Here is a 15658-nt window from a genome sequence, read left to right as displayed (position 1 = left end):
TTAACTGACTGGCATTACTCAGTTGAGGGCTTTTTTATATGCATTTTTTATTTTTTCTGAAACAGGTAAATCTGATATTGCGCCAGTAATTCAAACTGATCCTGCTGTTCAAGTGCTAAACGACGTTCAGGTTTGGCCTTATAAGCATATGGCGTCATCGCAATCAGGTTTTTTAAATCAGCCTGTGGCAAAACCATTGGCGCATCAATCACCTGCTCACTAACCAGATTAAATTCATCTTGCAACTGCTCAACAAACTTCTGCGGCTCGTGTGGTTTCACTTCTTCAAATAAAGCCTCACGCATAGCATATAAATGTTGTGGTGCCGGCGTCACTACCATCAAATAAGACTTCGGCCTTAATACCCGCAGGATTTCCTGTTTGGGAATCGGACTAAATAAGCTGGTACAGAGATCAATTGACTCATCCAGTACTGGTAAGGTTGCCCCGGTTCCCACCACCCAAGTCACCTCTTTATTCAGCTTGGCAGCCACCTGAACTGCATTTTTGGCAATATCAACCCCGACGCATTGCAGCACTTCCGCCTGCATGGCATTCGTATAATAGCCTTCGCCACAACCAATATCTAAAAGGTTCTCAATCCGCAACTCGCGAATCTTTTCCACGACAGCCTGTTGCAAAGGCGCATAATAACCTGCACTGAGAAATGCGCGACGTGCCTGCACAGACTCAGGCGTATCTCCCGGGTTTTTGCTGTGCTTATGCTGAACCACATGCAGGTTCACATAGCCCTGTTTGGCGACATCGTAACTATGATGATTCTCACAGCGCCATGTTCTTTCATTTAAGCTCAACTGCTGGCGACAGACTGGGCACATGAGTAAATTCATCATTTTCTCCAAAACAAAAAAGCCGGCATGCGCCGACTTTTTCCCATGCATTTCTTAGCGCAATTTTAAGGTCATTAGACCCAAAACTACCAGCATAATCGTAATAATCCAGAAACGGATCACCACCTGGGTTTCACGCCAGCCTTTCTTTTCATAATGATGATGCAGCGGCGCCATCAGGAATACGCGTTTATTACGCATTCTTAATGAACCAATCTGCAGGAATACTGAAATCGCTTCCACTACAAAAACACCAGCCATAATCGCAAATACGATTTCCTGACGCACCATGACGGCAATCGTACCGAGCATTGCACCGAGAGATAAAGCACCGACATCACCCATAAACACTTGGGCTGGATGGGCATTGTACCAAAGAAAAGCTAAACCGGCTCCGATCATGGCAGCACAGATCACCACCAGTTCAGACGAGTATTTTACATAAGGAATATGCAGATAATTGGCAAAACGCACATCACCGGCCAGATAGGCAAATACGCCCAGACCTGTAGCCACCAGCACGATTGGCATGATCGCCAGACCATCCAGACCATCGGTCAAGTTCACGGCATTGGATGCACCGTTAATGACGAAATAGGTAAAGATAATAAATCCAATACCCAGCGGAATCATTGACAATGGAATGCTTAAGTCTTTAAAGAATGGAATCAGCAGATCCAGCATATTCGCAGTATGCACCGGATTGGTCTGTTGCTGCGCAATCACATACAAGGCTATACCAGCACCCAACGAACCCACTGAAGTCCAGAAGAATTTTTTCTTCGCAGGCAAACCTGCATTGTCTTTATAACGGATTTTGATCCAGTCATCGGCCCAGCCCACGGCACCGAAAATCACCATTACACCCAGTACAATCCAGATATAAGGATTAGACAGATCCGCCCAGAGTAAAGTCGAAATCCCGATTGAAAGCAGGATCAGCACCCCGCCCATGGTCGGTGTACCCATTTTCTTGGCATGGTTTTCAGGGGCATACGAGCTGACTGCCTGACCATATTTCAGCGCCTGCAGCTTGCGAATCATGATTGGGCCAAGCACCAGGCCAATGGTCAGTGCCGTCAAAACACTGAGTAAAGCACGTAAAGTTAAATAACGAACCACCTGAAACGTGCTGTCAAAGCCCGCCAGAAGGTCAAATAGCCATAACAGCATTTAGAGTTTCTCCATCAATGCAGCCATCAATGTTTCCATATGGGTAAAACGCGACCCCTTAAACAGGAAAGACATTGGCTGGGGATGATGTGTTTCAATCAAATCAATTAAAAATGGCAAGGCCTGCTCCTGATTCAGGAAAGCCTGCATTTTTTTACCATATTGTGTACTACGAGCACCTTCTTGTGCGGCAGGCGCAAATTCACCCACAGCCACCACAAAATTAATGCCTTTGACCGAGACCAGATCCCGACCGAGCTTGTAATGCTCGATTGCGGCAGATGAACCCAGTTCACCGATATCGCCGGTGACCATGACCCGGATGCCCTGCTGCTGCGCCAACACTTCTGCTGCTGCACGCATCGAACCCGGATTGGCATTATAGGTGTCATCAATAAACAAATAGTCTTTGTGTGGAATAAAGTTCAGACGACCTTTGGCACCCACGGCCTGTTCCAGACCGGCCACGATATCATCCAGACCAACACCGATCGCCAGGGCGAAAGCTGCTGCTGCGGTCGCATTTTCAACATTATGTTCGCCGGCAAATGGCAACTGAACTGTTTTCGAGCCTTGCGCTGTATTCAGGGTAAAGGTTGAAGATTGAGCATCAAGGACTACATCGCTGGCATATACATCACCACCAGCACCAAAACTCAAGCTTTTTTCGGTTTTTACTGCGGCACGAATCGTTTCAGCAAAATCATCGGCAGCAGGAATAATCGAAATTTCAGAGATATGCGCATAAATCTCGGATTTTGCACGGCAAATCCCGTCACGGCCGCCAAATTCACCTAAATGTGCAGTCCCGATATTAATGATTCCGGCCACATGCGGCTGTACCATTTTTGAAGTGTAATCAATTTCACCCTGATGACTTGCACCGAGTTCCATTACTGCATATTGATGTTCAGGACGTAGCTCCAGCAACATTACCGGCACGCCAAGGTCATTATTCAAATTACCACGCGTCACCAAGGTCGGTGCCAGACGTGACAGAATGCTTCCCAGCATTTCCTTAGTCGTGGTCTTGCCACTGCTGCCGGTCAAGGCAATGACTTTAAGTTGAGAATTCTGCTGACGGCGATAAGCTCCCAACAATCCCAATGCCAGACGGGTATCTTCTACCACCAGCTGGCAAATATCAGCATCCACCGGACAGCTGACAATGGCAATTTCACAACCTTGAGCCGCCACTTGTGCAATAAAGTCATGTGCGTCAAAACGCTCACCTTTCAGCGCAAGAAAAGCATCACCTGATTCTGCATCACGTGAATCAGTCAAAATCCGCTTGATCTGGCCTGCAGGCTTTTTATCATTCAGCCAGTAGCCTTGGGTGGCCTGCTGTAATTGTTCTATGCTCCACGGCTCCAGCGCCGCAGTACTTGTTGTTGAGGTATGCATATCTGAATCCTAATGCGCTGAATAGGCTGAATCTGTGTTGCAATGCTGGGCATCAATCGCAGCCTGCACTTCGACCACGTCATCAAACCAGTGACGTACGCCATCAATTTCCTGATAGTTTTCGTGACCTTTCCCTGCAATCACGACAATATCACCCGCCTGTGCGTGTTTAACCGCAAACTTGATCGCTTCACGACGGTCATGAATTTCATGATAGATTTTGCCGGAAAAGTCGATATCATTTTTCATATCAGCAAAAATTTGTGCCGGATCTTCGGTTCGTGGGTTATCAGAAGTGAGTACTGCGATATCTGAACCCTCCAATGCTGCCTGAGTCATCAGTGGACGTTTACCACGGTCACGGTCGCCACCACAGCCGAAGACTGCCCAGAGATTTTGTGAAACATGACGTTTCAAGGTCACCAGAACCTGAGTCAGGGCATCCGGGGTATGGGCATAATCCACCACAAACAGGCGCTCTCCATCACGCAGCACCTGCATCCGACCGGGCGCACCTTTGAGCTGTGGTACAGACGCAATCAAACTGTTCAGGTCAAACCCAGCCTGCTCCACCATAATCAGACTGGCGACCAGATTTTCAATATTGAAATGGCCCAGCAATGGACTGTTAACCATATATTCAGCAGAAGCAGTTTTTAGTTTAAAGGTCGCACCTGAAATGCTGTACTGAATATCCTGAACCTGATAATCCGCTTTTTGCTTGGTGGAATAAGTCAAAATTTTAGGCTGTGCCGGATTAGTTTGTGCAGCATCCAGCATGATCTGTGCATGTTCATCATCGATATTGATGACAGCCACTTTTAATGATTCAAAACGGAATAAACCAGACTTTGCTTCCGCATAAGCTTGCAGCGTACCGTGATAGTCCAGATGGTCACGACTCAAATTACTATAGCCCGCAATCTCGATATCACAACCATTCAAGCGGCCTTGTTCCAGACCATGCGAACTGGCTTCAATCGAGGCAAACTCCGCATCGGCCTGCACATAGCCATGCAAGGCATTTTGCAGTTGCAAAGCATCTAGGGTGGTATGCGAAGATGCTTCCAGATTTGGCAAAATCCCGTTACCTGTAGTACCCATCACTGCACAGGCTTTACCTTGCAACATGATGAATTCAGCCACCAAGCGAGAAATCGTGGTTTTACCATTGGTGCCGGTAACTGCCAGAATTCGAGCAGCTTGCACAGGTTGAGTCGCTTGCAAATACTGCTTTTGCCATTGACCCATTAGATGACGTACATCTGCTACCACCAAATTTGGAGATACATCCAGTTCAGTTTCTGAAATCACGGCCAATGCACCCTGCTCTAAGGCTTTCTGGGCGAATTGAGCAGTTTTTTCCGGTTGAGACAGACTGGTCAGGGCAATAAAAATTTGTCCCGGTTTGACTTTACGACTATCCAGCTCGAAGCCCTGAAAGGATTGCTTCATCCAGTCAGCGACATCGTGAGGGGTGTAGAGATCTTGAAATGTAATAGACATTGATCACCTATTTACTGGACTTTGGGAGGTTCTAAAGGTTTGTCCAGAGGGACATTCAGCAGACGCAAGGATTCCTGCATCACGCGGGCAAAGACCGGTGCAGATACCGTACCGCCATAGTAAGTGCCTTGTGGGTTTTCTACCACCACCACCATAGCGATCCGTGGATCACTGACTGGTGCCACGCCGGCAAATAAAGCCCGGTATTCACTGGTTGAATAACCTTTACGGTCGGCACGCAATTTATGTGCAGTACCGGTTTTACCCGCCACGCGGTAACCTGGAATGGTGGCGCGAGTCGCCGTACCACCTGGCAAGGTTGCGGTTTCCATCATCAGCAGGACCTGATCGGCAATATTGGCATCGATCATCTGTTCACCCTGGGGCTGTTCTTCCAGCTTGTACAGGCTCAGCGGCATTTTCACGCCTTTATTGGCCAGCATGGCATAGGCATCAGCCAGCTGTAGTACCGTCGCATTCAGACCATAACCATAGGACATGGTTGCCACTTCTGACACATTCCATTTGCTAGGAGGCAGAATCAGACCGGCACTTTCACCCGGGAATTTCACCGCTGAACGCTGACCAAAACCCAAGCGTTTATAGAAGGTTGGCAAGGTTTCATACGGCAGCGACAAGGCCAGTTTCGCCACACCGACGTTAGAGGATTTCTGCAGAATGCCGCCGAGCGTCAACTGACCATAGTTATGCGTATCACGAATGGTATGATTACCGACTCGCATACTGCCCGGTGTGGTATTAACGACTGAATTCGCCGTATATTTGCCACTTTCCAAGGCCATCGCTACAGTGAGCGGCTTCATGGTCGAGCCCGGTTCGAAAGAATCGACTGCACCGCGGTTACGCATGGCATCCTTGTTGAGCAGGCTGTTTTTGTCATTCGGGTTATACGATGGCCATGATGACAGCGCCAGAATTTCACCGGTTTTGACATCAACAGCAATCGCAGTCGCTGAACGGGCATTATTGGCGACACCAGCAGCCGTCAGCTCACGGTACATAATATATTGCAGACGCGAGTCGATACTCAGGGTAATATTTTCACCCGGTTCAACTTCTTTAATCACTTCCGGTTCTTTGACCCGGTTGCCTTTTTTATCGCGAATGATCTGCTGTTCGCCATCCTTTCCGGAAAGACGGCTATTCAGCTGCATTTCCAGACCTTCAATCCCGCTGCCTTCGCTATTGGTCAGGCCAATAATCTGAGAGTTCGGCTGTGGCTGCGGATAATAACGTTTATAGTTTTTCTCGGTATATACGCCCTGAAAATTACGTTTCATGATCAGTTCGGCCTGTTGTGGCGGAACTTCTTTTTTCAGGATCAGATAACGTGAACGCGGACGTTCTTCCATTTTTTTACGTAGTTCTGCCCGATCCATACCGACTGCATCCGCCAGCTCATCCAGATTCAGGTTTTTATCCGGTAGCTGACGTTTGAGCTTGCGGCTATTCGGTTCTTTTTCCAGCGCCAGCATGGTCTCGTCATAGAGTTTTTTATTGTCAAAATAATCACGTGGATCAATCACAACTTTCATGATTGGGGTACTGATAGCCAATGGAATGCCATTACGATCATAAATTACGCCACGCATTGCCTTGATGGTATTGGTTCTTAAAATATTGGCATTGGCTTTGTTTTGCAAAAAATCTTTATTAATAATCTGTACATAGAAAGCACGGCAAATCAGTGTCACAAAACACAGCAACACCACCGCCCACATGATGTAAAAACGATTGATATAAACATTTGAGGCATTTTTGTCGGTGACCGATTGTTTTTTACGTACCGGTTGCTTCTTTCTCTTGTCTACCATGTCGGAACGCTAGCCTTATTTTTTCTCATCTGAAGTTTGTGGTAAGGAAATCACGACACTTTGTGAAACCGGAGGTGAATACATACGCAGCTGTGTCACTGCACGCGTACCGATCTGTGCCGTCGCGCCAAAAGTTTGCTGCTCAATCAGCAAACGCCCCCACTCTGCATTCAGGTCATCCCTTTCACGCAGATAGGTACTCAGCTTTCTGTTATCCTGACGGTATTCAAATACCTGAAATACCACAAATACTGCACTGATGAAGACCATCAATATCAGCATGAGATAGATTGTAACTTTTTTCAGCCACAATTTTTCTGTTTTTTTATCAACCACTTCCGTTTTCATGATCTGCCTATTAAGCTAAACGTTCTGCTACCCGGAGCCATGCGCTACGTGAACGAGGATTGGCTTTGACCTCCTCATCACTGGCTTTAACACGAGAAACTTTCTTTAAACGTCGCGTATCTTTCTGTTGTTGTGGCATTCCCCAGCCTGAATCCTCTTCAAGCGTTGACTCTTTTTGAATAAATTGTTTAATCAAACGGTCTTCCAGTGAATGGAAGCTAATCACCGCCAAACGTGCTTCAGGTTTCAAGATTTCAACGGCCTGAGGCAAGAAGATTTCAATATCTTCTAATTCCTTATTAATAGCAATACGAATTGCCTGGAAAGTACGGGTCGCAGCATGCTTATTTTTTTCCCATTTCGGGTGCGCTACTTTTACGATCTCAGCGAGCTTTGCCGTGGTATCAATATATCCAGCAGCTTTAATCGCTTTGGCAATACGGCGACTATAACGCTCTTCACCATATTTAAAAATGATATTCGCCAGTGCTTCTTCTTCAATCTGGGTCAGCCATTCTGCTGCGGTGGGACCTTGCGAGTTGTCCATGCGCATATCCAGTGGGCCATCTTTCATAAAACTGAAACCACGTTCAGCCTGATCCAGCTGCGGTGAAGAAACACCAAGATCCGCCATCACCCCATCGACGTGTTCAATGCCCAGCTCAGCCAATGCCTCTTTCAGATCAGCAAAGCTGGCATGAATAATTTTAAAACGTGAATCTTCTTGTTCGAGTTCAGCCGCTACAGCCAGTGCTTGTGGATCTTTATCAAAGGCATAGACGCGTGCATTTTCATCTAATTTGGACAGCAATAAACGCGTATGTCCACCACGGCCAAAGGTACCATCCACATAAGTTCCCGTATTGCGACCCGCCAACAAGGCATCAATCGTTTCGTGAAGTAATACAGAAATATGTGACATAAAAACTCAATCAATAGGGGGGAAAATTTAACTGCACATTATCACCCTGTTTAGGCAAAGCTCCAAACGACTTTTTGTAGATAAATATTACTTTCCATAGAGAAAACCGTTTTAGCATTTTCTGCCACAAAAAAAGCCTCCTGTTCAGGAGGCTTTTTTACCAGCAAGAGGACTTCGCAGATCAATTAACGTTTGCTGTTATAAATCTGGTCGAAAATTGCACCATTCACAAAATGGGTTTTCTGTGCATTGGCCCAACCACCAAAGACCTCATCAATGGTAAAGGTTTTGATTTTCGGGAACTGTGCCGAATATTTCGCTAATACTTTTTCATTACGTGGACGATAGAAATGTTTAGCTGCCATTTCCTGACCCAATGGTGAATACAGGTAATTGATATAACCTGTTGCTAGCCATTTATTGCCATTTTTCTCTACGGTACGATCCACAATCGCCACTGACGGTTCAGTCAAAATGGTAATTGATGGATAGACGATATCAAACTTGTTTTTACCCAAGGTCTTTTGCGTGACCAAGGCTTCATTTTCCCAAGTCAGCAATACATCGCCAATCCCACGCTCGGCAAAGGTGGTCATTGAAGCACGTGCAGCAGAATCCATCACTTTCACGTTCTTATAAAGTTTGCCAACAAAATCCTGTGCTTTAGCTTTATTGCCGCCTGGCTGTTTCTCGGCATAACCCCATGCAGACAGATACACCCAACGCGGCAAACCGCCCGTTTTCGGGTTTGGCGTAATAATTTGCACGCCTGGTTTTGTTAGGTCATTCCAGTCCTTGATGCCTTTCGGGTTGCCCTTGCGGACCATGAATACGATCGTCGAAGTATAAGGTGCCGAGTTGTGTGGGAATTCCTTTTGCCAGCCCGGCTGAATCTGACCAGATTTCACAATTTCTTCGATGTCATTGGCCAGCGCCAAAGTCACCACATCACCTTTCAGGCCATCGACCACAGAACGCGCCTGTTTGCCCGAACCGCCATGAGACTGCTTGAAATTCACATCCAGACCGGTGCGGTTTTTCCAGTAAGTCCCAAATGATTTGTTAAATTCATCATAGAACTCACGCGTGGCATCATAGGATACATTCAGAAACTGACGGTCTGCTGCTTGTGAAGCAGTCGCGGTCATGCCTAAACCAGTCGCCAACAAGGCAGCACTAAATAACGATTTTAATTGAGTTTTCATGGCAGCACAGAGTTTATCTTCATTAGATATAACTATATGAAATAAAATCATTTATCGCAATTCACCCTACAACATCACAACACGATAAAATGAAAGGTTTTTCTGACTTAATATTTTGTTTTTAAAAGGAAAATACAGTTTATTATTCTACTTATATCTAAGATATAGAATTTTATGCATTAGATATAAAGAAAATGGATAACACTTTAGCCATTTTCTTTATTCCATCTGGACTACAGCTTACTTATCTTTTTTCATTGTAAATCTGGTCATAAATCGCCCCATTCACAAGATGTGTTTTTTGCGCTTTGGCCCAACCACCAAAGACTTTATCAATGGTAAAGGTCTGGATTTTCGGAAACTGGGCTGAATATTTGTTAGCGACTTTGGCATCCCGCGGACGGAAGAAATATTTCGCAGCAAGCTCCTGCCCTTTCGGTGAATATAAATAGTTCAAATAGCCTTTTGCCAGATGGGTAGTGCCATTTTTATTCACGTTCTTATCGACAATCGCTACCGATGGTTCGGCCAGAATTGAAATCGATGGATAGACAATATCGTACTTGTCTTTACCCAGACCTTGCGTCGCCAGCAAGGCTTCATTTTCCCAGGATAAAAGCACATCACCAATGCCGCGCTCGGCAAACGTCGTCAGTGAACCACGGGCACCGGAATCTAAAACTTTGACATTTTGATAAAGTTTTTTCACCAGCTCTTTGGCTTTCGCATCATTACCGCCTGGCTGTTTCAGTGCATAACCCCAAGCAGACAGGTAGATCCAACGTGGCGCGCCACCAGTTTTCGGGTTTGGGGTAATAATGTCCACACCCGCTTTGGTCAGATCATTCCAGTCTTTGATTTGCTTTGGATTGCCTTTACGCACCAAGAATACAATCGTAGACGTATAGGGTGCCGAATTACTCGGAAACTCTTTTTGCCAGTCTTTCTCGATTAAACCGGCATTGACGATTTCTTCGATATCATTGGCCAAGGCCAAGGTTACGACATCGGCCTGCAAACCATCGACCACTGAACGCGCCTGCTTGCCTGAACCGCCATGCGACTGTTTAAAATTAACCGTTTGTCCGGTTTTCTGCTTCCAGAACTTGCCAAATTCTTCGTTATATTCCTGATAAAATTCACGGGTCGGGTCATAAGAGACATTCAGGAAATCTTTGGCGACGGAATTCTGTACAGCTGTTCCAACTAAAATTGTCAAGATTGCGGATGCTATTATTTTTTTCATCTGATGTAACTCTTTGTTTATATGAGCTGCACTATACAAATCAAAAATAAGCATAACAATCATGCATTTATAACAATATCTACAATCTATTGATGATTTTGAGATATCTTCTAACAATTAAATCCGGATACATATTCTGCTAGAAAAGTAATCTTCTGCTACAATATAAGACAGTTCTTCACGCTCTCTTCACAGTTGTCTGTTAAAAATAGGCCACCAAAACAGGAAATTACGATTTTTGGTAATTTTCCACAGAGTTATATTATTTCTTTTGTAAAAAATGTGACTTGGTTCTACTTCTTTATGATCAACTGTGATTAAATTGTAGGCAGAGTATTAAAAAAACATTTTTAACAAAATAAAACCAACCCGAAGTAAGGAGGAAGTTTGGATATGAAATTTACATTATTCACAGCCAGCATCCTAAGCCTGATTATGTTGTTCTCGATTCAACTCGGTCATGCCGTCGTTGTGAAGACAGATTTGCCGAAGCCTACAGTAAGCACTGTTGAAAGCAAGACTTCGCCGATTGAAAAAGCGATTCAGCAACAAAAAACTGAAAAAACACTTCAAACAGAAGATAATCTCAAAGTCTTGACTGCATTTAAAGTCGCACCTTCGCAAAATTTCTTTGCAGAACAGAATTACCGCTTCACCCGCTTTGTCCAAAGTATTTTTTCGAGCGCTCATTCTTAATCAGCCTCAACAGCGCTGAATATTCCCGGATTTAAAAGCCACATCATTCAATGTTGAATAAAGCATTAAGTGATGTGGCTTTTTCGCTATAATAGCTGCAATTTTATATCTAAGATTAGATCCGGCTATGACTGTTCGTACTCGTATTGCACCTTCTCCTACTGGTTTTCCGCATGTAGGTACTGCCTATATCGCCTTGTTTAACTTATGTTTTGCTAAACAGCATGGCGGTGAATTCATTCTTCGTATTGAAGATACTGACCAACTGCGCTCAACGCCTGAATCTGAAAAAATGATCCTGGATTCATTGCGCTGGTTGGGTCTGAACTGGTCTGAAGGTCCTGATGTCGGTGGCCCGCATGCGCCGTACCGCCAGTCAGAACGTATGGATATCTATAAAAATTATGCCTTGGAACTGGTAGAGAAAGGTCATGCCTTCTACTGTTTCGCAACTGCAGAAGAACTGGATCAAATGCGTGCAGAACAGCAGGCACGTGGAGAGTCGCCACGTTATGATGGTCGTGGTCTAAATCTTTCTGAAGAAGAAGTGGAGCGTCGTTTGGCCGCTGGTGAACCACATGTGATTCGCATGAAAGTACCGACTGAAGGTGTATGTAAATTCAATGACATGCTGCGTGGCGAAGTCGAGATTCCATGGGCGCAAGTAGACATGCAAATCCTGCTGAAAACCGATGGCCTACCAACCTACCACTTGGCTAACGTAGTAGATGATCATTTGATGCAAATCACCCACGTAATTCGTGGTGAAGAATGGATTCCATCTGCGCCGAAACATCAGTTGCTGTATCAATATTTTGGTTGGGAAATGCCGATACTATGCCACATGCCACTGCTGCGTAACCCGGATAAATCTAAGCTGTCTAAACGTAAAAACCCGACCTCAATTAACTATTACAGAGACATCGGTGTACTGCCTGAAGCCTTGTTGAACTACTTGGGTCGTATGGGCTGGTCAATGCCAGATGAAAGTGAAAAATTCACTTTGGCTGAAATGATTGAGCATTTTGATATCAAACGTGTATCCCTCGGTGGTCCGATCTTTGATGTTGAGAAATTGAACTGGTTAAATGGTCAATGGATCAAGGCACTCAGCCCGGCTGAACTTCTAGACACCTTATTGGCCTGGAAAGCAGATCGTGCCAAATTAGAAGAAATTGCAGCTGCGATTCAACCGCGTATTAACCTGCTGTCTGAAGCTGTGAACTGGTCTGCACATTATTTCAACCATTTCCCGACCCTGTCTAAAGAACAGTTTGAAAGCAAGAAACTGTCGGATGAACAGGTACGTCAAAGTCTTCAATTCGCAATTTGGCGTTTAGAAAGCCTGTTTACTTGGAATAACGACACGGTGAGCCAGACCTTGATGGACTTGGCGACACAGATGGAAATCAAGCTACGTGATTTCATGCCTGCGTTCTTTATTGCGATTGCCGGTTCGACAGCCTCTACCCCAGTCATGCAAACGATGGTGACCATTGGTCCGGATTTAACCTTTGCACGTTTACGTCATGCGCTAGAAATTGTCGGTGGTCCAAGCAAAAAAGAGCTGAAAGTCTGGGAAAAACTCAATGAAAGCTTAAAGTTGCCGAAAAATGAAGCAATTGATCAAGCTTAATTAATTTTTGTGTTGACGTGTGAGCGCGATATCCCTAATATAGCGCTCACACAGACTGGGGTCATAGCTCAGTTGGTAGAGCGCTACAATGGCATTGTAGAGGTCAGGAGTTCGATCCTCCTTGACTCCACCAAATCAAGTCTTGCTTTAGCTGTGTTATTTGCCTCAATTGTCCCTATCGTCTAGAGGCCTAGGACATCGCCCTTTCACGGCGGTAACCGGGGTTCGAATCCCCGTAGGGACGCCATATTCAAGATCATCGTAATATATATGGTGATCTTATAAAAAACCCAAGCATTGCGACTTGGGTTTTTTATTGCCTGTATATTTTATGTTGGGCAATATTTCGGTTTCTTCGCATCTTCCGATAAAATAATCAGTAATTTAGAATTTTGGAGTTGTAATGCAATATCGTTGCCCTAAGTGTCAAAGCCCGAAAATCATGCCAGTGGCCCAGCCAGGTCAAGCAGCTCCACGTCCAGTGGTTCCTAAAAGCTTAATGTTTCTGGTCCCTGCCCTGTTCCTTTTGCTATTACTGGTTATTATTAGTATCGCGATGTGGATTTTTGGCGATGGTGCAGGTACCACTTTACAGACTGCCACTGTGATCGTCTTTATTTTTTCCTTGATCGCAGGCTTTATGTTCTATAAGGACTTACCTGATTTTAAAATTTCAATGCAGGCATTCATGCAAACCCAAAAGAAATGGAAATGCCGTGAATGTAATCATGAGTGGGAAATCTAATTTACCCTCCACCCTATAATAAACATAAAAAACCAGCCCTGAGGCTGGTTTTTTTATTTACAAAAGTCGGAGATGATTAAACACCGATTTTGCGATATTTTTGACGCTTCGCTACAAGATCATCACCATCACGCTTACGGCGATATTCTTCAAACTCAGCATAGTTACCGGTGAAGAATTCAGGTGTTTCACCTTCGAATGACAAGATGTGCGTTGCAATACGGTCCAGGAACCAACGGTCATGCGAGATCACCATCACAGTACCTGGGAATACCAGAATGGCATCTTCAAGTGCACGCAAGGTTTCGATATCCAAGTCGTTTGATGGTTCATCGAGTAGGATAACGTTTGCGCCCATTTGCAGGATTTTCGCAAGTTGTAAACGGTTACGCTCACCACCTGACAATTGACCTACGCGTTTTTGCTGATCTTGGCCTTTAAAGTTAAAGCGACCGATATACGCACGAGATGCGATTTCGTAATCACCAATCTTCAAGATGTCTAGACCGCCAGACACTTCTTCCCAAACGGTTTTGTTGTTATCTAAGGTGTCACGGATCTGACCGACATAAGCCACTTTAACCGATTCACCCAGCGTTACCGTACCGGTATCTGGTTGCTGTTCACCAGTCATCATACGGAATAGCGTGGTTTTACCTGCACCGTTCTCACCCACGATACCCACAATTGCAGCAGGTGGTACTGTGAACGTTAAATCTTTGTACAGTAAGCGATCACCAAACGATTTGCTGATGCCTTCAACTTCTACAACCTTGTTGCCCAGACGTGGGCCAGGTGGAATGTAGATTTCAGAGGTTTCGTTACGTTGCTGGAATTCGCGTGAGTTAAGCTCTTCAAAACGCTCCATACGCGCTTTGTTTTTCTTTTGCTGACCTTTGGCATTTGAACGAACCCATTCAAGTTCTTTTTTCAATGCTTTAGCAAAAGATTCTTCCTGCTTGTTCTCTTGCTCTAAACGGGCATTTTTTTGCTCAAGCCAAGAAGAGTAGTTACCTTGATACGGAATACCCATACCACGGTCAAGCTCAAGGATCCATTCTGCAACGTTATCCAGGAAGTAACGGTCATGCGTAATCGCAACGATGGTACCCGGGAAGTCTTTCAAGAAACGTTCCAACCAAGATACAGATGAAGCATCTAAATGGTTCGTCGGTTCATCGAGAAGCAACATGTCTGGTTTAGACAGAAGTAAACGGCAAAGTGCCACACGGCGGCGTTCACCACCTGAAAGCTTAGATACATCTGCATCCCAAGCAGGCAAGTTCAATGCTGCAGCTGCTTGATCCATCTGGTTCGCAAGGTTATGCGCATCCCAAGTCTGGATAATCGCTTCAAGCTTCTCTTGCTCTTTCGCAAGTGCATCGAAATCCGCATCTTCTGCTGCATATTCAGCAAAGACTTCATCCAGACGTGCCAAGGCATCAAGCGGTTCACGTAAACCATCTTCGACGTTACCACGAACGTCTTTGCTTTCGTCTAAAGGTGGTTCTTGCTCAAGATAACCGATTTTTGTACCCGGTTGCGCACGCGCCTCACCAGAGAAATCTTTATCTACGCCCGCCATAATACGAAGCAAGGTAGATTTACCTGCACCGTTTAAACCAAGCACACCAATTTTAGCGCCTGGGAAAAATGATAAGGAGATGTCTTTCAGGATTTCGCGCTTAGGCGGAACCATCTTCGACACTCGGTTCATCGTGTAAATATATTGGGCCACGTAGGACTCCTCAACTGAAAAACCAAATGGGGTTAAAACAACCACCCCAGCTCAAAAAAGAGCGAAAAAATAATCGGCTATTATACGCAGAAAGCAGCGAAAACATAAGCCATTGCCATGAACTTCAATGCATTGTTACAAGTTTCTTGCTGATGTTTTTTTAAACAACTGTTTTCAGTAAAATAAATGACTCAAATCCAGGTCGATATATGAATATTTCATATATTAGATCTCTTGCGAAAGTTAATTCAAGAGCATCCAATTCACCATTCCAACAATTAAATTCATTCTTAGACCAAATCGTTTCCGTCTATTTCTATACCGTTCTGTTAATATCCGAAAATATTTAAGTT

13 protein-coding genes, 2 tRNA genes and 1 pseudogene are annotated in these 15658 nt (G+C 44.9%); 5 read left to right on the top strand and 11 right to left on the bottom strand.

The annotated features are described in order from the left end of the window. Positions 1-47 precede the first annotated feature (47 nt). The 9 genes from BFN00_RS15190 to BFN00_RS15150 all read right to left on the bottom strand — a co-directional run bounded on the left by BFN00_RS15190 (position 48) and on the right by BFN00_RS15150 (position 10490). Positions 48-851, bottom strand: coding sequence for a putative RNA methyltransferase (locus BFN00_RS15190; protein WP_071852298.1), 804 nt, complete (start codon positions 849-851; stop codon positions 48-50). 54 nt (positions 852-905) lie between these two features. Then, a complete protein-coding gene (gene mraY / locus BFN00_RS15185; RefSeq protein WP_071852297.1) occupies positions 906-2024 on the bottom strand; it encodes a phospho-N-acetylmuramoyl-pentapeptide-transferase in 1119 nt (372 codons plus the stop codon). Beyond that, a complete protein-coding gene (locus BFN00_RS15180; protein WP_044109008.1) occupies positions 2025-3428 on the bottom strand; it encodes a UDP-N-acetylmuramoyl-tripeptide--D-alanyl-D-alanine ligase in 1404 nt (467 codons plus the stop codon). It lies immediately after the preceding gene. 9 nt (positions 3429-3437) lie between these two features. After that, positions 3438-4934, bottom strand: a complete 1497-nt coding sequence (locus BFN00_RS15175) for a UDP-N-acetylmuramoyl-L-alanyl-D-glutamate--2,6-diaminopimelate ligase (RefSeq protein WP_005101399.1) — start codon at positions 4932-4934, stop codon at positions 3438-3440. A gap of 11 nt (positions 4935-4945) precedes the next feature. Continuing rightward, positions 4946-6769: a penicillin-binding protein PBP3 gene (gene ftsI / locus BFN00_RS15170; RefSeq protein WP_071852296.1), complete on the bottom strand. Its 1824-nt coding sequence runs from the start codon at positions 6767-6769 to the stop codon at positions 4946-4948. A 15-nt stretch (positions 6770-6784) separates the two neighbouring features. Further along, a complete protein-coding gene (gene ftsL / locus BFN00_RS15165; protein WP_370940785.1) occupies positions 6785-7051 on the bottom strand; it encodes a cell division protein FtsL in 267 nt (88 codons plus the stop codon). Between the two features lie 76 nt (positions 7052-7127). Further along, positions 7128-8039, bottom strand: coding sequence for a 16S rRNA (cytosine(1402)-N(4))-methyltransferase RsmH (rsmH, locus tag BFN00_RS15160; RefSeq protein WP_005101404.1), 912 nt, complete (start codon positions 8037-8039; stop codon positions 7128-7130). A gap of 185 nt (positions 8040-8224) precedes the next feature. Then, positions 8225-9244, bottom strand: coding sequence for a sulfate ABC transporter substrate-binding protein (locus tag BFN00_RS15155; RefSeq protein WP_005101406.1), 1020 nt, complete (start codon positions 9242-9244; stop codon positions 8225-8227). A 244-nt stretch (positions 9245-9488) separates the two neighbouring features. Continuing rightward, positions 9489-10490 carry a sulfate ABC transporter substrate-binding protein gene (locus BFN00_RS15150; RefSeq protein WP_044109073.1) on the bottom strand — a complete coding sequence of 334 codons (1002 nt, stop codon included), beginning with the start codon at positions 10488-10490 and terminating at the stop codon, positions 9489-9491. 393 nt (positions 10491-10883) lie between these two features. On the opposite strand from BFN00_RS15150, the gene BFN00_RS15145 reads away from it, so the two are divergent. The 5 genes from BFN00_RS15145 to BFN00_RS15125 all read left to right on the top strand — a co-directional run bounded on the left by BFN00_RS15145 (position 10884) and on the right by BFN00_RS15125 (position 13567). Beyond that, complete coding sequence (locus tag BFN00_RS15145; protein WP_004281126.1) at positions 10884-11186, top strand: hypothetical protein; 303 nt, start codon at positions 10884-10886, stop codon at positions 11184-11186. 127 nt (positions 11187-11313) lie between these two features. Then, entirely contained in the window at positions 11314-12822 is a 1509-nt protein-coding gene (gltX, locus tag BFN00_RS15140; protein ID WP_044109007.1) for a glutamate--tRNA ligase, read from the top strand. 57 nt (positions 12823-12879) lie between these two features. Beyond that, positions 12880-12955 (top strand) — tRNA-Ala (locus tag BFN00_RS15135). Between the two features lie 38 nt (positions 12956-12993). Continuing rightward, positions 12994-13069 (top strand) — tRNA-Glu (locus tag BFN00_RS15130). A gap of 156 nt (positions 13070-13225) precedes the next feature. Continuing rightward, positions 13226-13567, top strand: coding sequence for a membrane protein (locus BFN00_RS15125; protein ID WP_044109005.1), 342 nt, complete (start codon positions 13226-13228; stop codon positions 13565-13567). Positions 13568-13643: 76 nt separating this feature from the next. Here BFN00_RS15125 and ettA read toward each other — a convergent pair whose 3' ends face one another. Continuing rightward, entirely contained in the window at positions 13644-15305 is a 1662-nt protein-coding gene (gene ettA / locus BFN00_RS15120) for an energy-dependent translational throttle protein EttA (RefSeq protein ID WP_044109003.1), read from the bottom strand. A gap of 243 nt (positions 15306-15548) precedes the next feature. Further along, a pseudogene (locus tag BFN00_RS15875) lies at positions 15549-15658 on the bottom strand (IS5/IS1182 family transposase); the annotation flags it as partial.

Origin of the sequence: Acinetobacter sp. AR2-3, from assembly GCF_001878775.1 — a bacterium.
Classification (GTDB): domain Bacteria; phylum Pseudomonadota; class Gammaproteobacteria; order Pseudomonadales; family Moraxellaceae; genus Acinetobacter; species Acinetobacter lwoffii_D.
This window is presented reverse-complemented; position numbering and strand designations above follow the sequence as displayed.